Raw genomic sequence first — 16,567 nt, forward strand, 5'->3', positions numbered from 1 at the left:
GTTCATATGTTTTTTTCTCACAAAGGTTTTATAATATTTTTGTTACCATAAAATAAAACGCATTCATTAAATGAAACGCGCTCAGGAAAGGACGCGGCTCTGAAGGCCTATGGCAAAAAAAACAAGAAACAAACCTTATCCCATCAAGCATTATGTAAAAATCATGATTATCATTTCTTTCACAGTGCTTGTTTTGGACTTTGTCATCAGCTTCGCTTCCATTTTCATCGTCAAGCAGCAATCCACACGGTATTTACAGGACACGGCCGACTTGTATATTAATCGGATTAATCATGATTTTGCTTACATCAATCACTATATGGGCTGGACGCTGGCGAACGATGATACCCTGAACATGATGAATGCTTACGGCCTGAACAGCACTCCGTTCATAAAAGCCAACGAAAATCTGTACAAACGGTTTACCGAGCTGCAAAAAAATTACGGGCAGGAATATAACTTCTTCTTCTACTTGAAGAACCAGTCCTTTTTTCTGAACTGCGCGCCAATGAGCATTTCCTATACGGATTATCGGAAACTGAAAGATCAGATTGTTTCCTACATAGAGGATAAGAACCTGTTCGAGAAATTTTATTCGAAATGGACGCCTGTCCTTGCCGGCGGCAAGTACTATATTATCAACATTGTGCCTTACTACAACCGTTATTTAGTCGCCCTTATTTCCGCGGATAACCTGATCCGGCCCCTTCGTCAGATCAATCTTGGAGAGGCAGGCTATGCGTCACTGGTAGATATACAGGGAAGAAACTTATCTACTCCGATATCCGAAAGCCAAACATCGCCGCCGGAAAGTAAGGCATACTCTGTTCTGGATTTCCTTCGGTCCGGAAGGACCGTCAGCAATGAATTCTCCAACGCGACGTTCAGCGTCAAGATGGTCATCAAATTCGGGGCGTTTGAGAAGATCGTCATTGCCCAGCTGCTGATTATGCTGCTGTTCTTTATCGTCGTGTTTGTCTTAAGCGCCGTCATGCTGTTATTTAGAAAAAGGGTGCTTGGCCCTATCAGAAGCTTCTCGCGAAATCTTGCGCGCATTAACTTAGGCGAAGCGCCGGCGGATATTAAAAACGGCAAAATTATCGAACTGGAACAGGCGAACGCGCAGTTTAAAGATCTGGTTGAGCAAATTAAAACCTTTAAAATCGCCATGTACGAACAGGAACTGGAGAAACAAAGAATACGGCTGGACTATATGAAGCTGCAGATTAAGCCCCATTTTTTCCTGAACTGCCTGACGAGCATTTACAGTATGGCGCAAATTCAAATGTACGAGGAAATCGAGAATATGGCGATGTCGACCTCCAAGTATTTCCGGTATATTTTTCAAAACGGCGAGAATTTTGTTCGACTGGAGGATGAAATCGAGCATGCCCGCACCTATCTGAATATTCAAAAATCGCGCTACCAGGGCGCCTTCTCCTACCGCATCGAGCAGTCGGAAGATACGATCGGCACCATGGTGCCGCCGCTTATGCTTCAGACCTTTATCGAGAACTCCATAAAATACGCCGTTTCGAGAGACCGCGAGCTGCAAATTACGCTGACGGTGTTTAAGCGAATACGAGCCTCAGAAGAGGAAATGACCGTAATCCGAATTGCCGATACCGGCCCGGGATTTCCGCCGGATATCCTAGAAAAGTTGGCGAATGGCGAGCCATTCATGCAAACCGGCGGCAGCCGGATCGGCATTATGAATGTCCTGCAGCGATTGAACCTTCTTTACCGCCAAAAGGCGAACGTCGGTTTTACCAATGGTGAAGACGGCGGCGCCTGCGTTACCATAGCCCTTCCTCCATTAACACGGACTGATGAACAGCCAAAAGAGGTGTAATCCAATGAACATTTTGCTGGTGGATGATGACTATTATGTAATTACGGCATTGGAGAAAAAAATAGACTGGAAAGCGTTATCCATTGAAAATATTTATACTGCTTACAATGTTGCGCAAGCGCGAGAGATTCTGCTTCGGCATCCGGTGCAAATTGTCATATGCGATATTGAAATGCCCCAGGGAAGCGGGCTTGATCTGCTCGCATGGATTCGGGAGGAGCAGTACAGCGTACAGGCGATCATTCTGACCAATTACGCCGACTTCAACTATGCCCAAAAAGCGATCGAGCTGCAAAGCTTCGATTATTTCCTGAAGCCGATCGAGTTCGACAAATTAACGCTTATTATTCAAAAAGCCGTCGCCAAAGCTAAAGAGCAGCAAAGCAATGAAAAAGCAATACACGAAGGGCATTTGTGGCAGAAAAACCGGAAGACCATGCTGGAGGATTTCTGGCGCAGATTGATTCTGGGGAAAGATTTCCCGTCAAGTCCTTCCTCTTTCGCCGCTTTCATGGAGGAGCAAAATCTTCCCTACAAGGCGGAAGATCTCTTTCTCCCCGTTCTGGTCAATCTTTTCCCGTATGACAAAAGCTTGGGCAATGACGATAAAAGCCTGTTCGATTACGCGCTGCTGAATGTGATGTATGAGCTGTTTCAGGACCCCGGATTCTCGGTTGATTCGATTACGGAATTCAAGGAGTATAATTGGATGGTTATCCTGAAATGGAACCGTTCGCCCGATTCCTGGATGATTGAAAGCATCTGCTCTTCTTTTATCGGGCAAGCCAACAAGTATCTCAAATGCGACGCCAGCTGCAATATCGCCGTTTCCCGGACGCTTGAACACATCCGTAAAGCGATCAAAGAACTTCTGCATCTGAACGAGGAGATAATCAAGCATCGCAACCGGATATTTTGGCTGGAACACTATCACTGCCCGGAAGCAGTATATGCACCGCCGAATCTAAGTCTTCTGGAACAATTACTGAATGAAGACGCATATGACGCCTTTCTTGAAGAAGCGGGAGATTACTTGCGAATGCTTAATCAAGGTCAAGTCCTGAACACTTCGGTACTCAGCCTGCTCCGGCTCGATATTGCCCAGCTTGTCTATGCCCATTTGAAAAGCAAAGAAATTGAGGCTCACAAATTGTATACGGGGCGAACGGGCGATCAATTGTTTATGCAGTCATTGAATTCCATTGAAGATATGCAGAAATATATCGGCTATTTGGTGAGCACCGCCGCAGAACACCGCCACTTTGCCGAACAGCCTAAATCCGTCGCCCAGGAAATCAAGCATTATATACACACCCACTGTGGCGATGATTTGTCCAGGATGAGTCTGGCGGAAATCGTCTATCTTAACCCGGATTATTTGGCAAGACTGTTCAAAAGAGAAACCGGAATTTCGCTCGGCAATTATATCATCCAAACCCGGATCGCGGCGGCCAAGCATTTGCTTGAAACGACTCATCAGTCGGTATATACTATCGCAAGCAAGGTCGGGTATGGCAATTATTCGCATTTTTCCAAGCTGTTCAAACAAGATGCCGGATGCAGTCCGAATGAATACCGGAAAAACCGGAAAGAACCGGCATCGGCCCCTCCGATTTAATACCCATCTTATATATAAGGACGTGATGAACCTGCATTTTCTGGATATTGAAGAATGGAAGCCGGAACAAATCCAAGATATTTTCGGCCTGACCGACCGGCTTTGTCAGAACCGGGAGCAGCCTCTGCTTCAAGGAAAAACGTTCATTTTATTTTTTCCCGAATCCAGTCTCCGCACGAGAGTAAGCTTTGAGAAAGGCATCCGCGATCTGCGGGGAGAGTATATTTGCATATCCCCTGAAGCTCTGAATAAGAGAGAACAGCTCTCCGATGTCATAAGCTATATGGCGAACTGGGCCGATGCGGCCGTAGTCCGGCATCCGGACCTCCATAAACTTCGAGAACTGTCTCGGGGTGCTTCGATTCCTGTCATCAATGCCATGACCTCGGAGAACCATCCGTGCGAAATCATGTCAGACCTCTATGCCATCAGCAAACGGAGGCCGGATTACAAGGATTTAGTCTATACCTTTGTAGGCCCGGCGGGCAACATTAGCCGAACATGGATGAGCATGGCGAAGATGATGAACCTAAACTTCCACCATGTCTGCACCGAAGGCAATGCGCTTGGGCCGGAAACCGCCAATTATACGTTTCATACCAGTCTGGACGGGATATTGCCTGACAGCGATATCCTGCTGACCGATTCTTTGCCGGAGGAATACCGGACGGCCGAATACATAGGGAAATACCAGCTAAATTTGCAGCGGATGCGGATGGCCAAGCCCGGCGCGATGCTCAATCCATGTCCGCCCTTCTTCAGAGGGGAAGAAATCTCTGCCGATGCCATCAACTCGGATTATTTTGCCGGATATGAATTCAAAAAATCTCTGCTGTTTGTCCAGCAGGCCATTATGCTGTACTGCCTTTATCACTCGGAGCGCGCAGTTGTCTTGGAATAATCATTTAGAGCAAAACCCTGTTTTCTAATATATTTTTCAAACTGATATGAGACTTTGAAGGCCCGAACTTTATAAGGCAATCTTGAAATTCGGCAAGTTCCTCAATAGATGCGGTTTGTACCTTAATGAGATAATTGTATTCTCCACTAATGCGAAATAAATCAGTTACTTCCATAGCATTTTTACAAAAATCAGTGATCTCTTGGCAACGTTCTGTTTTTAATAGAATAAAAGTGGTCGTGCCTCGATTCAGATCCCGTAAATTAAAAACTGTGTTATACCACGAGGCAACAACATGTATGAAATGGAAGTTTGGATACCTGTCGTTATGAAGCCGGAAGCTTAGAACATCGAGCAACACGAGTGATTACCACTACGTGTTGCTCTTTCATATAGTTCAAAAAAACTTGCCCTTATTTATGATACGGTTCACCGCGCTGTCTATAAAGGCAAGTTACATATCAATCAACCCGAACACTAAAGGTATTTCGCAGATGCTTAACGTCGTTCATTGGTGGACGCCCAAACATGCGGGCATACTCTCGGCTAAACTGCGAAGGGCTCTCGTAGCCAACGCGAAAGCCCGCATCGGCGGCTTCTAATCCCTCCGAGAGCAGCAAGCGGCGTGCTGTCTGCAGTCGGATGGCCTTCAGATACTGCAGCGGGCTTATCGCCGTTACCTTTTTAAAATGCTTGTGCAAAGAAGAAGGGCTCATGTTTGCTTCCTTCGCCAATTCTTCGATCACAAGAGGCTTGGAGTAATCCCGGTTAATCAGATGGATCGCTTTGGAAATGCTATGCGCATAACTGCCAGCTATGACAAATTGCCTGATTAAAGCTCCCTGCTCACCTTTCAGTACACGATAAAGGATCTCGCGGGTGATAAGCGGCGCAAGGAACTGAATATCCTCAGGTGTATCCAGAAGTCGGACAAGCCGAAGCAGCCCATCAAGCAGCGGTGGGTCGGATTGGCTCACCAATATACCTCGTCCAGTCTTTCCGTTCCATTGGGAACTGCTCATATGGATTATGTCCAGAATGACATCTGGACTAATGGATAATTGAAGGCTTAGATATGGAAGTTGTGGCGAGGCTTGAGTGATTTTCCCGATTACAGGCAGATGCACCGATGTGACCATGTAGGTGGTCGGATCGTACACGTAATTTTCCCCGGCCAGCGTTGCTGTCTTTGAACCTTGTGCGACCACGTACAGAGAGGGCATATTGACCGTATGCTTTGGCTCCGACACATGGCTTGCGCGCCTGAAACAAAGTTCCGGCACTGCTGAAGCATGTGTTCCGTCCGAAGGCGCGTGACGTTGAATAAGAAGAATCAGTTCTTGCAGATGAGCAGAAATCATAGAAGGGTGGACGAGATCGTGCATGCTTCACCTTTCCTTTCCACGGACGTTGATGGCTAATTATATCCATACCGAATAGGATTAGGCAAGAATCTGACATGATTAGTCTACCTGTTTCAATCGAATTTTACTTAAAATGTACCTTGCAAGGCCAATAGATCAAAGAAAGAAGGAGTGAGCTATGAGCTTGGAAGGAAGATTAGAGAACAAAGTTGTCGTTATTACGGGTGCAAGTAGTGGAATAGGAGAGGCAACAGCACTGTTGCTTGCCGAGCGCGGAGTAAAGGTCGTACTTGGGGCTCGCGGAGTGGAGCGCCTTGAAGCATTGGCGACACGTATTACAAATAGGGGTGGCGAAGCCATTTATGCAAGCACTGACGTTAAAAAACGCGAGGATCTATCCAGACTCGTTACGTTGGCAGTGGAACGGTACGGGAAGATTGATGTTCTTGTCAGCAATGCTGGCGTTATGCCCATTTCCCCTCTCGATGATCTGCGTGTGGAAGATTGGGAGCACATGATTGACGTCAACATTAAAGGCGTTTTGTATGGTATTGCTGCAGCGTTACCTGTCTTTCGCAAACAGGGTTTCGGACATTTCGTAAACATTGCTTCTACAGCGGGACACAAGACCGTTCCGAACCAGTCGGTCTACTCCGGTACGAAATTTGCCGTGCGCGCGATCTCGGAGGGGCTGCGCCAAGAAGCTGGTGATAAGCTACGCGTAACCATCATTTCGCCCGGTATTGTGCAAACAAATTTCATCGAGGGCTTAACAGACCCGGCATTAAGAGATCAACTCGCCGTCATCCGGGATAAACTGGCGATGACACCGGATGCAATAGCCCGCGCGATTGCTTACGCAATCGAACAACCAAATGATATCGATGTGAACGAGATCGTGATCCGTCCCACCGCTCAAGTGTAATATAAATACTTATTGGTACAACCAAAAGAAGGCCCCGATTCCTTCATTCCCGAATCCATTTAGCTAATCCGGAAGATGTCACCGCATCGTCAGGTAGCAAAGTGTCCGATATCGAACATACCGCGACGGAACTCAAAAAATTAGTAACGGCAATAAAATCGGCTCTTCCCTCTAACTCCAATTAATATGTTTCTCCGACAACGAGTTTAGTTCTCAATTCGCAACAGATGTCTTTCTATCTTTGAATTAAAGAAATGTTCTACAGGCTGCTGAAGTAGTTTCTTCTCCTTACCGTTGTTTTTCTTTTAAGTGGTTGCTCAAGTATGTTTTATGATTACAGGGATACCCAAAGTGACAATGTGATCAAAGGATGGCACTAACCAGACTACTCCTCTGAGACAGACTTAAATACTCGACTCAAATTGGACTCTATAATACGTAATGTGTAAAAGGTATTCCCGAACAAAAAAAGAAGAAGAGTTAACTGCATCTTTCCTTAGAATGAGTCCCTTCTGCAGAAACGGCGGAAGGGACTTTTACCGTTTCTGCAAAAGTCCCCTTTGAGATACCACATCAACCGTAGTACAAAAAACTGGAAAGAGTCTGTTTACACAGCATTTCCATTGGAGAGCGATCCAACGATCCAACCAGCCATGGTCGGCATGAAGCAAATAAAGCAACTCTCTCCCAGCCTTCGAGCAAATTCGTATTCGCCCAATTCAAATGCTCGCTGTTATCATACTTGCGGGAGTAGTACTCGATGACCGAGATCAAATTGAAATAAAGATCGTACAGTTCTTTGCGCGCCTGTGCGCCGGGACTGTCGAATACGACGCCATATCCCGAGCCAAAGGCTTCGGAATTTTCAAAAGGGCGGAAATAATATTCCATCAAGGGATCGCCCCACAGCGCGCGTTCCCAATCGATCAGCGCCGTAATTTTGCCATTGTCCACAAAAATGTTGCCATTCCACAAATCCCAATGCACCAGCCTCGGCTCCGTCACTTCATCCAGCACGGGCAGCAGCTTGGCGATGCCCTGGTCCAGCGTTTTCCGGTCGATAGGCAGCGAAGCTCCCAATCGCCGCGCATCGTTCAGCACGTTGCCGATCAAGCCGGAGAACGTTTCCCGCCATGTTCCCGGCGCTTTTGCAGGTGTATTAAGAAACAGGCCGAACCGTTCGCCGCGCACTTCATTGATCTGCCGGTTGTAACGGCCCAGCTCCCGTTCGATTTCCATCCTCTCGCCGATGGTCATCTCTTCCCTTGCTTCGTTGTATGGCCGGCCTTTGACTTTTTCCATGAAAAAATACTCATATGGAATCACCGTACGGCTGTCGTCATAGGCGTAGACCTCAGGAACCGGCGCGACACCGGCCGCCTTAATAAATCGAAGCGCTTCCACTTCGGCGCGCATAATGTTCCGCTCATAGCTGAGCATTTCAGCCGTGTAGGGTGGAGCGATCTTCAGGATCGCCTCTCTCCCGTCAGCAAGAGCAAGCTCATATGCGGCATTGAAGAATCCGCCCGTCAGTTCCCTCGTTCTCAGGACTACCGTACCGATGCCAAAGGCCGCCTCAGCCAGCCTGCCCCGCTCTACTTCAGTCAATTTCGATTTCGTGCCGCTTTCCACATCCCCACCGCCATTCCCCATTTATTTACTTAAAGTAGAATTCGCTATGCTTAAAAAAATACCTCCGCTGAACCTATAATACGATTCGGGGAGGTATTCCAATTCAACTTTATTTCAGCAGATACATCCTAGCCTCATAAGGACGCAGCGATCCGCCGGAAATATCGCCACTATAATTAGAGATCAGCAGCTCCTTGTCTCCGGCCAACTCCTCGGGTAATTCAAACGAAACGGGATTTCCGTAGAAGTTGCACAGTACGAGCAACGTAGTTTCGTCCAGCGAGCGGGTATACGCGAACAAATCCTTATCCTCGGGGAACAGCAGCTTGAAGTCTCCGTAAACGATTACGTTATATTCCTTGCGAAGCTGGATCAGCTGCCGATAGTAATGGAATATGGAGTCCGGATTCTCCAATTCAACCGAAGCATTAATCTCCGTGTAATTCGGATTGATTCGAATCCAGGGCTGACCTGTTGTAAATCCAGCATTCGCGGAAGCATCCCATTGTATCGGCGTACGCGCATTGTCGCGGCCTTTGGCGTAAATGGATTCCATGATTGCTTCGTGGGCAAATCCGCCTTCCAGACGCTCTTTGTACAGGTTCAGCAGCTCGATGTCCCGGTAGTCCCCGATCGGATATTGCACATTCGTCATGCCCAGCTCTTCACCCTGATAAATGTAAGGGGTGCCCTGCATCCCGTGGAGGAGGGTAGCCAGCATTTTCGCCGATTCCACGCGGTATTCTCCGTCATTTCCCCATCGGGAAACGATGCGCGGCAGATCGTGGTTGTTCCAGAACAGGCTGTTCCAGGCCTCGCCCTTCAGCTCGGTCTGCCATTTGGACAGCACCTGCTTTAATTTCAGGAAGTCCAGCGGTGAAAGGTCCCACTTTCCTTTCCCTTCCTGCTCATCCAGGCCGATATGCTCAAACTGGAACACCATGGAGAACTCGCTGCCGTCCGGATTGCTGTACAGCTTGGCGATTTCTGGAGTAGCGCCCCAGGTCTCGCCCACCGTCAACAAATCTCCTTTTTGAAAGGTTTCTCTGCTGAGCTCTTGAATATATTTGTGAAGATTCGGACCATTACCGGTGATTTTCCGGTCGGGCTCTTTGGCGATCAGGTCGATCACATCCAGCCGGAAGCCGCCTACTCCCTTATCCATCCACCAGTTGATCATGTCATAAATCTCCTGCCGAACTTTGGGATTATCCCAGTTGAGATCCGGCTGCTTCACGGCAAACTGATGGAAATAATATTGTCCAAGCTCCGGCACCCACTCCCATGCGGACCCGCCGAAGCATCCTCGCAAATCGTTGGGCGGCGTTCCTTCCACGCCATCTCTCCAGACATAATAATCATGATACGGATTGTCCTTGCTCTTCTTCGCCTCCAGAAACCACGGATGCTCATCGGACGAATGGTTCAGCACCAAGTCCATAACAATTCGGATATTTCGCTTCTTGGACTCGTCAATAAGCGCTTCCATGTCATCCAATGAACCGAACATCGGATCAATATCCTGATAATCGGATATATCGTAGCCATTGTCATCCTGTGGCGATTTGCATACCGGGGAAAGCCAGATGGCCCCGATTCCGAGCTCCGCCAAATAATCCAGTCTGGAGATAATTCCTTTCAGGTCCCCGATGCCGTCTCCGTTCGTATCCTGGAAGCTGCGGGGATAAATTTGATATACGACCGTCTCTTTCCACCATTTTTGATTTTGCATAGGTATCCGCCCTTCTTTCTACAATCTCGCTATTTAAAAACACACCGACGCCGATTCAATTCGGCCCCGGTGTGCTCGAATACGCCTCCGTCCGTCCGAAGCGGTACGCTCAGGACAAAGTCCTTACAGCCACCACATTTCGCCGAGCTGCTCCTGGATCAGTACCTGATTCAGATTATCGACCGCTTTGGAGAAGCCTTCATTGATCGACATCAGCCCATCCTCGTGCTCGATGCTGACGACATAGTCGTAGCCGACCAGCCGAAGCGCGCTGACAATGTCCGCCCAGGTCTTCAGATCATGGCCGTAGCCGACGGTGCGGAACTGCCATGCGCGGTCCAGCATGTTGTCATAGGTTTGCATATCGGTCAGACCGTACTTGTTCACATTGACCGGATCAATGACCGTATCCTTGGCATGGAAGTGATGAATCGCTCCTTCACGGCCCAGGACATGGATAGCCTGTACGGGATCAATGCCCTGCCACCACATATGGCTCGGGTCCAGATTGGCGCCGATCACTTCGCCCGCCGCTTCTCTCAGGCGGAGCAGCGTCGCCGGTGTATGCACCGAGAAGCCGCCGTGAAGCTCAAGGCCGATCTTGATCCCATGGTCAGCGGCAAAGGCTCCCGTTTCCGTCCAGTAAGGAATGAGTTTATTTTCCCACTGCCATTTCAGCACTTCCTGAAAATCATTCGGCCAAGGCGCAACCGGCCAGTTCGGATACTTCGCATCCTCATGGTCTCCCGGGCAGCCGGAGAACGTATTAACAACCGGAACGCCCAGCTTCTCCGCCAATAATACGGAATTGAGGAAATCCTCGTGATCCTTTTGCGCCAGCTCCTTTTGCGGATGCAGCGGGTTGCCGTGGCAGCTGAGCGCGCTGATGATCAGTCCTCTCGACTCCACCGCATGCTTGAACTCCTTCAGTGCGCGCTCATCTTCAAGCAGCAGCTTCGGATCGCAATGTCTTTTTCCCGGATTGCCTCCTGTGCCGATTTCGACCGCTTTAACCCCTTTCTCCGCCACATAATCCAGCGCGTCTTCCAGTTTCCGGCCTCCGAACAGCACCAAAAATACGCCAAGTTTCATAGAATGTGTTTCTCCTCTCCGTTTATCATCATTAAGGATTGTATAGTGAATTTATTTATTCAGTACCGCTTGAGCCGTATCTTGGGCTTCGATATTCCGGGTTCCGTCAAAATATACCGTCTTGCCGGTACGGGCGGATTCGTAGATAGCCTCCAGAATTTGCGTTACGACCAGCGCCTGTTCCGGTTTCACAAGCGGTTCTTTATCTTCGATTACGGCTTCAAGCCACAGGCGCGCTTCGCGGTCCGCTTCGCTCTCTTCTCCGCCCGAATAAAAAGCGACTCCGCCCGGTGTAAGCTCGATATTGGTCTCGTACAGACGGCCGGACTTCTCGCCGTTGATACGGAGGCCGCTCGTCATGTCAGCGCCTGCTTCCGTTCCGCACAGCAGCGTCTTCGCTTCGCCGTACTCGGCGACGTTGAGCGCCCAGCTCGATTCCAGCGCGATTGTCGCGCCGTTCTCCATCGTGATGAAGCCGAACGCGGAATCCTCAACCTTGAACTGCTCGGGGTCCCACGGTCCGAACGCATTGGCGGCGTTCTTCCGGTGTCCTAGCTTGTGGAAGACCGAACCTGTTACGCTGCGCGGCTTGTAATTGTCCATCATCCACAGCGTCAGATCGAGCGCGTGGGTGCCGATATCGATCAGCGGTCCGCCGCCCTGCTTCTCTTCATCCAAGAAGACGCCCCAAGTCGGCACCGCGCGCCGGCGAAGCGCAATCGCCTTGGCGTAGTAAACTTCGCCCAGCTCTCCGTTCTCGCACATTTCCTTCAAATATTGGCTGTCATTGCGGAAACGGTTCTGGTACGCGATGGACAGCTTCTTGCCGGTCCGGCGGGCGGCGTCCAGCATTTCCTGCGCCTGTGCCGTTGTCTTCGCCATCGGCTTCTCGCACATTACATGGCAGTCGGCCTCCAGCGCGGCAACCGAAATTTCCGAGTGGCTGTCGTTCGGCGTACATACATGCACCACGTCGATGCCGCCTTCTTCCAGCAGCTTGCGGAAGTCCGTATACACCTTGGCGCCTTCCGCGCCGTATTTCTCGGCGGCTTCCTGCGCCCGCTCTTCAATAATGTCGCAGAAGGCTACCAGTTCAGCGGTTTTTTGACGAGACAGGCTCGGCAAATGCTTGCCGCCCGCAATACCTCCGCAGCCGATAATTGCGATTTTAAGTGTTTTAGACATAAATGTTGCCTCCTTGTTTATAGTTTGTATTAAGCCATTCCATGCTTGCCGCGACGCTTTCGATCGGCGGCCGGCTGCAGTAATCCTGCTCAACTAACGCCCATTCGGCGCCAGCTTGTTCCGCCGCCTCCAGAATGGCGGATAGATCGACTTCTCCTTCGCCGAGCACGACCGTCTCCGCCGAGCCGTCTTCCCGCAGCTTCATATCCTTCAGATGAATCAGGGGAAGCCGGCCGGCATACTTGCCGATATACTGCACGGGATCGTAACCGCCGTATTGCACCCAGCAGGTATCCATTTCGACCTGGAGCTGCTCCGGCGGCACTTCACTATAGAGATAGTCGAATGCGGTCAGGCCCCCGCTGCTTTCCCGCAGCTCAAAATCATGGTTGTGATAAAGTAGTACGGCCCCTTTTTCCTTGCACTTCTCTCCAAGTGTCCGCAGATTGGCCGCAATCTTGCTCCAGTCAGAGCGCTGCTCCTCACTGAGATAAGGCACGATCAGATAGGGGCTGCCGATCTTTAGTATGTAGTCAATCTCGGCATCGGCATTCTCCAGCAGAACGTCATAAGGGCGGTGCGCTCCCACGGCTGTCAATCCGGTCTCCTCAAGCAGCGATTTCACCTCGTCGGCGCTTCGGCCGAAATAATGAAAGAATTCGACGCCGCTGTAACCGAGTGCCGCCACCTTCCGAAGCGTGCCTTCGAAATCCCGTTCCAGTTCTTCTCTGAGCGTGTAGAGCTGCAAACCGATCTTCAACATGTAATCACTCCCGGGAATGTTATTGTATCCACATTTTTCAACATCATGGTGCAAACGATCCCACGAACCGCCCGGGCAAATCCCGGACCGACGCCCTGACGGGAAATCTGAAACATTGAACCTGAACAAAAGGGCTCTTGCATACTGCTCCTACGTCTTGATCCACTCCTGCACTAGACGCCTAGACAATCAACTCTCCCTGGATTCTTAATGAATTGCGCGTTCTTGGTATTATTTTTCGATGCCCTAGAACTAGTATCATCGTAATCTGAAAGCGTATATAATAAAATGAATAATATGATTAAAACATGAACAATCTGATTATCTTTTAAAATGAGCAGGAGGACATATGCCAAGCGACGCACCTTGTACCATATTAACTGCCGGATTCTCCTTTCACCGTAAACCGTTCCAGATGTCGGAAGCGGAAGGCTTTCCCCAATATCTCATTCGTCTTCAGACCGAGGGTTGCTGCAGCGCTTTAATAGACGGCGCTATTACGCATGTAGAAAGCGGTGGCTTGATGCTCATTGCTCCTGGCGTGCCGTACAACCTGATTATCGACAAAGAAAATTATCCGCTGGGCGAACCGCGCGTCGAAAGCGGGGATTATCATATTTTTTGCCGGGGAGAGTGGCTCGACCGGTGGTGGAACAGCCGTCAGCGGAGTTCGCTGATTCATATTCCGCTTAACGACGCATTAATCGGACTTTTTCGACAGATTGTGTTGGAGCAGCGCCGCCTGTCCGATTTTTCTCCGGAAATCTCAAGCTGTTACTTGCAGATTCTGTGTATGGAAATCGACCGTCTCACCATTGACCGTCCTTCCGTTTCCCCGAGGGGCTATCTGGCTTACCGGATGAAGCAGTTTGTGGAAGAAAATGCGGCTCTTCTCTTCCGTCTTGAAGATGTTGCCGCCCATGTCGACATTTCCGTTTCGCGCGCCGTTCATCTATTTAAGGAGGAGTTCGGAACCACGATTGTTAAATATGTAAATGAAGTCCGCCTGGAGATGGCCCGTGAACGGATCGTCTATAGTCCGATGCCGCTGGAACATATCGCGGAAGCCTGCGGTTTCGTGAATTACACCTACTTTCACCGGCAATTCCGCAAACGCTACGGCATGTCGCCGAAGCAGTTCCGCACGCACAGCAGGGAGAAGGATGCGCCTGCGCTAATATAAACTGTACACACCATGGATATACAATATCGCGCACAAAAGATGCCGTCCTCTTCAGGACGGCATCCGCTTGTCGAGAAACCCGGTCTTTTCAAGACTCGGGTTTCTTCTTTTTACTGAGGTGTTATTAAAAATAGAAAAATGGAGGGGGTTACCCCCTCTAATATTTTAAATTCTTTTTGTTAAAATTGCGTTGACTGTATACAAGTATACATGCTATTCTAATGCATGTGATGTTTCCTCACACAATTAATTGTTTTCATCTTAATTCCGCGCTTCTGTGTTAGATAATCTCTCAATTATTATTGAATAAATAATAATCAAGTAAAAATAAATATTTTTACTGATTGATATTTAACTAAATTTGGAATAGGACGGTGAAGTGATGAAAACAAAGAATCCGATTATACTTATCATCTTGTTTGCGCTGGGCTGGACATTTATGTATGCAGACCGCAATATTTTGTCTCCTGTCATGAAGGTTATTGGTGAAGAATGGGATCTTTCCAAAGCGGAGCTCGGCTTAATGTCGACTGTCTTTTTCATCTCGTACGCGGCGATGCAAATTCCGGCAGGGATATTAGCCGATCGCTTCGGCAGGGTTAAGGTGCTGGTGGCCGGATATATTCTGTTCGGCATCGGGACGATTCTTAGCGGCTTCGCCCCGGGCTTTATCGTTTTCTTAGCGATACGTGCAGTTACCGGTCTGGGTGAAGGTACGTATTATGGTCCGGTATACGGCATCTCCTCCAATGCCATCTCAAAAAAGTTTAGGGGAATTTCGTCGGCCTTGATTAACAGCGGGATGGCGATAGGTATTTCACTTGGCTTTATCGGATCCAGCTACATTACCTTTACACTCGGCAAAAACTGGCAGTTCACCTTTTACCTGTTTGGAATTGCAACGATTATTGTCGCTATTGTGATCGGTTTGTTTGTAAAGGATGACCGTGCCGATGTGCGCGCGCAGAAGAGTGCTGTCCAGGCCGAGCCGGTGAACATGAAGGCGCTGTTCACCCGAAATCATATTTTGACGTATATTCTAATTTTCTGCTCGCTGTACGGGTTCTTCGGTATGCTGACATGGCTGCCGTATTACTTGCAGACGGCAAGGGGCGTTGCCGGCTCTCAGACCGGCATTATTTCTTCTCTCGTGCCATGGGCATCCATACCGGGCGCAATCCTCTTCGGGTATTGGTCCGATCGAGTGAAGAACAAAAAACCGTTAATTTTGCTGCTCGCTGTGCTTGGAGCAATATGCCAGTTCGTCGTTCCTTATGCAGAGAACTATTCTCTGATGATCGCTGGCCTTATCGTTTACGGATTGGTCGGCAAACTTGCGCTGGATCCGATTCTCATTTCGTTCGTCGCCGATAACACGCCGTCGCATATGTATGCAAGAGCGTTCAGCATGTTTAACTTTGCAGGGATGCTGTCTTCCATATTCGCTCCGTACATTACCGGATATTTTGCCGACGTGACAGGAAAGATGGAGTATGGTTTCTACTTGTCCGGAGTACTGTTGCTAATCGGGGGCATCCTGTTCCTGTTTGTCAAAGAAGGAGATTCCACAGCGAATGCTAGCCGTGCGGCTCAAGCTGCAGTGGTGGAGTAGATTATAAAGTTTCGAAATCACTTAGAGTACGCGGCATTTACGACACCTACCGTTCGTATTTATTAAAATAACTATACAATATTAACGCGGTGTCGTATTAAAATAATTAATCATAAAAAGAGCTGTCGAGACTTTCTCGGCAGCCTGATGCCGTCCTCTTCAGGACGGCATTTCATTTTTCCGCTTCATTAATGGTCAACAGTCTGCGGAATCTGACAACGTTATCCCCTTTCACTTTTTGCTCGGTATAGGTAAAGACGACTTTCGTCCCCTCTTCCAGCTTCTCTACTCGGGCTTCCAGCGCTTCGCCGAACTGAAGATCAATCGGCTCGCCGTACACCGTAATCTCTACAGTATGAGAATCGGCCTGTCCCTGATAAATGCCGACCGCTTCTTTTCGGACGGCCGCAGACAGTCCTTTTGCAGCCGATTTATAATAGCCCGGTGCCGGGTACGACGTGGAATTCGCCGATGCAGCTTGTCCCCATATGACAAACAGCAGCGCCGTTGCCATTAACAGCACGGAGGCGCGGAATCCGGTTAATACTCGTTTGCTTGCATGATTATTGTTCATTATCATTGCACCTCGCTTCGTGGGAATGTAGTAGCCCTTTAGCAGCAGTGAAAGCCGGTCAATGTACCCTTTTTATAACCGGAAAGGCCTTCTTTCAAACGCCGGTCAATCCGCCGCAGGCCATAATTTCGTCT

Annotated in this window: 14 protein-coding genes; 6 read left to right on the top strand and 8 right to left on the bottom strand. The window is 49.0% G+C overall.

Annotated elements, in window-relative coordinates:
- Positions 1–109 precede the first annotated feature (109 nt).
- The 3 genes from EH198_RS04930 to EH198_RS04940 are packed head-to-tail and all read left to right on the top strand — an operon-like array spanning position 110 to position 4,371.
- Positions 110–1,852, top strand: a complete 1,743-nt coding sequence (locus tag EH198_RS04930; RefSeq protein ID WP_124694385.1) for a sensor histidine kinase — start codon at positions 110–112, stop codon at positions 1,850–1,852.
- Positions 1,853–1,856: 4 nt separating this feature from the next.
- Positions 1,857–3,470: a response regulator gene (locus EH198_RS04935; RefSeq protein ID WP_124694386.1), complete on the top strand. Its 1,614-nt coding sequence runs from the start codon at positions 1,857–1,859 to the stop codon at positions 3,468–3,470.
- 25 nt (positions 3,471–3,495) lie between these two features.
- Positions 3,496–4,371 (top strand): ornithine carbamoyltransferase, encoded by an 876-nt coding sequence (locus tag EH198_RS04940; RefSeq protein WP_246014097.1) that lies wholly within the window; start codon positions 3,496–3,498, stop codon positions 4,369–4,371.
- A 4-nt stretch (positions 4,372–4,375) separates the two neighbouring features.
- On the opposite strand, the gene EH198_RS25300 is transcribed toward EH198_RS04940, so the two are convergent.
- The gene (locus EH198_RS25300; protein ID WP_124694387.1) at positions 4,376–4,732 is read right to left on the bottom strand and encodes an Lrp/AsnC ligand binding domain-containing protein; all 357 of its coding nucleotides are present in this window, start codon (positions 4,730–4,732) and stop codon (positions 4,376–4,378) included.
- Positions 4,733–4,832: 100 nt separating this feature from the next.
- On the bottom strand, positions 4,833–5,756 hold the full coding sequence (locus EH198_RS04950) for an AraC family transcriptional regulator (RefSeq protein WP_124694388.1): 924 nt from the start codon (positions 5,754–5,756) through the stop codon (positions 4,833–4,835).
- A 157-nt stretch (positions 5,757–5,913) separates the two neighbouring features.
- On the opposite strand from EH198_RS04950, the gene EH198_RS04955 reads away from it, so the two are divergent.
- Positions 5,914–6,660, top strand: coding sequence for an SDR family oxidoreductase (locus EH198_RS04955; RefSeq protein WP_124694389.1), 747 nt, complete (start codon positions 5,914–5,916; stop codon positions 6,658–6,660).
- 573 nt (positions 6,661–7,233) lie between these two features.
- Here the strand turns inward: EH198_RS04955 and EH198_RS04960 are convergent.
- The 5 genes from EH198_RS04960 to EH198_RS04980 all read right to left on the bottom strand — a co-directional run bounded on the left by EH198_RS04960 (position 7,234) and on the right by EH198_RS04980 (position 13,064).
- Complete coding sequence (locus EH198_RS04960; protein WP_124694390.1) at positions 7,234–8,313, bottom strand: phosphotransferase family protein; 1,080 nt, start codon at positions 8,311–8,313, stop codon at positions 7,234–7,236.
- 88 nt (positions 8,314–8,401) lie between these two features.
- Positions 8,402–10,024 carry a glycoside hydrolase family 13 protein gene (locus EH198_RS04965; protein ID WP_124694391.1) on the bottom strand — a complete coding sequence of 541 codons (1,623 nt, stop codon included), beginning with the start codon at positions 10,022–10,024 and terminating at the stop codon, positions 8,402–8,404.
- 123 nt (positions 10,025–10,147) lie between these two features.
- On the bottom strand, positions 10,148–11,116 hold the full coding sequence (locus EH198_RS04970; RefSeq protein ID WP_124694392.1) for a sugar phosphate isomerase/epimerase family protein: 969 nt from the start codon (positions 11,114–11,116) through the stop codon (positions 10,148–10,150).
- Positions 11,117–11,167: 51 nt separating this feature from the next.
- Positions 11,168–12,301: a Gfo/Idh/MocA family protein gene (locus EH198_RS04975; protein WP_124694393.1), complete on the bottom strand. Its 1,134-nt coding sequence runs from the start codon at positions 12,299–12,301 to the stop codon at positions 11,168–11,170.
- Positions 12,294–13,064 carry a sugar phosphate isomerase/epimerase family protein gene (locus EH198_RS04980; RefSeq protein WP_124694394.1) on the bottom strand — a complete coding sequence of 257 codons (771 nt, stop codon included), beginning with the start codon at positions 13,062–13,064 and terminating at the stop codon, positions 12,294–12,296. The genes EH198_RS04975 and EH198_RS04980 overlap by 8 nt, the downstream gene beginning before the upstream one ends.
- A 349-nt stretch (positions 13,065–13,413) precedes the next feature.
- Between EH198_RS04980 and EH198_RS04985 the strand changes: the two genes are divergently transcribed.
- Together EH198_RS04985 and EH198_RS04990 are read left to right on the top strand one after the other, a co-directional pair.
- Positions 13,414–14,247: an AraC family transcriptional regulator gene (locus tag EH198_RS04985; RefSeq protein ID WP_124694395.1), complete on the top strand. Its 834-nt coding sequence runs from the start codon at positions 13,414–13,416 to the stop codon at positions 14,245–14,247.
- A gap of 382 nt (positions 14,248–14,629) precedes the next feature.
- Positions 14,630–15,859 (top strand): MFS transporter, encoded by a 1,230-nt coding sequence (locus EH198_RS04990; RefSeq protein ID WP_124694396.1) that lies wholly within the window; start codon positions 14,630–14,632, stop codon positions 15,857–15,859.
- A gap of 172 nt (positions 15,860–16,031) precedes the next feature.
- Here EH198_RS04990 and EH198_RS04995 read toward each other — a convergent pair whose 3' ends face one another.
- Positions 16,032–16,433 (bottom strand): hypothetical protein, encoded by a 402-nt coding sequence (locus tag EH198_RS04995; RefSeq protein WP_124694397.1) that lies wholly within the window; start codon positions 16,431–16,433, stop codon positions 16,032–16,034.
- Between the last annotated feature and the right edge of the window lie 134 nt (positions 16,434–16,567).

The sequence above is a fragment of the Paenibacillus rhizophilus genome (assembly GCF_003854965.1).
In the GTDB taxonomy this organism is placed as follows: Bacteria; Bacillota; Bacilli; order Paenibacillales; family Paenibacillaceae; genus Paenibacillus_AQ; species Paenibacillus_AQ rhizophilus.

What these genes read in the sequence shown, in the direction of transcription:
- EH198_RS04930 (WP_124694385.1), top strand. Translation starts at nt 110, where the DNA reads ATGGCAAAAAAAACAAGAAACAAACCTTATCCCATCAAGCATTATGTA.
- EH198_RS04935 (WP_124694386.1), top strand. Translation starts at nt 1,857, where the DNA reads ATGAACATTTTGCTGGTGGATGATGACTATTATGTAATTACGGCATTG.
- EH198_RS04940 (WP_246014097.1), top strand. Translation starts at nt 3,496, where the DNA reads ATGAACCTGCATTTTCTGGATATTGAAGAATGGAAGCCGGAACAAATC.
- EH198_RS04950 (WP_124694388.1), bottom strand. Translation starts at nt 5,756, where the DNA reads ATGCACGATCTCGTCCACCCTTCTATGATTTCTGCTCATCTGCAAGAA.
- EH198_RS04955 (WP_124694389.1), top strand. Translation starts at nt 5,914, where the DNA reads ATGAGCTTGGAAGGAAGATTAGAGAACAAAGTTGTCGTTATTACGGGT.
- EH198_RS04960 (WP_124694390.1), bottom strand. Translation starts at nt 8,313, where the DNA reads ATGGGGAATGGCGGTGGGGATGTGGAAAGCGGCACGAAATCGAAATTG.
- EH198_RS04965 (WP_124694391.1), bottom strand. Translation starts at nt 10,024, where the DNA reads ATGCAAAATCAAAAATGGTGGAAAGAGACGGTCGTATATCAAATTTAT.
- EH198_RS04970 (WP_124694392.1), bottom strand. Translation starts at nt 11,116, where the DNA reads ATGAAACTTGGCGTATTTTTGGTGCTGTTCGGAGGCCGGAAACTGGAA.
- EH198_RS04975 (WP_124694393.1), bottom strand. Translation starts at nt 12,301, where the DNA reads ATGTCTAAAACACTTAAAATCGCAATTATCGGCTGCGGAGGTATTGCG.
- EH198_RS04980 (WP_124694394.1), bottom strand. Translation starts at nt 13,064, where the DNA reads ATGTTGAAGATCGGTTTGCAGCTCTACACGCTCAGAGAAGAACTGGAA.
- EH198_RS04985 (WP_124694395.1), top strand. Translation starts at nt 13,414, where the DNA reads ATGCCAAGCGACGCACCTTGTACCATATTAACTGCCGGATTCTCCTTT.
- EH198_RS04990 (WP_124694396.1), top strand. Translation starts at nt 14,630, where the DNA reads ATGAAAACAAAGAATCCGATTATACTTATCATCTTGTTTGCGCTGGGC.
- EH198_RS04995 (WP_124694397.1), bottom strand. Translation starts at nt 16,433, where the DNA reads ATGAACAATAATCATGCAAGCAAACGAGTATTAACCGGATTCCGCGCC.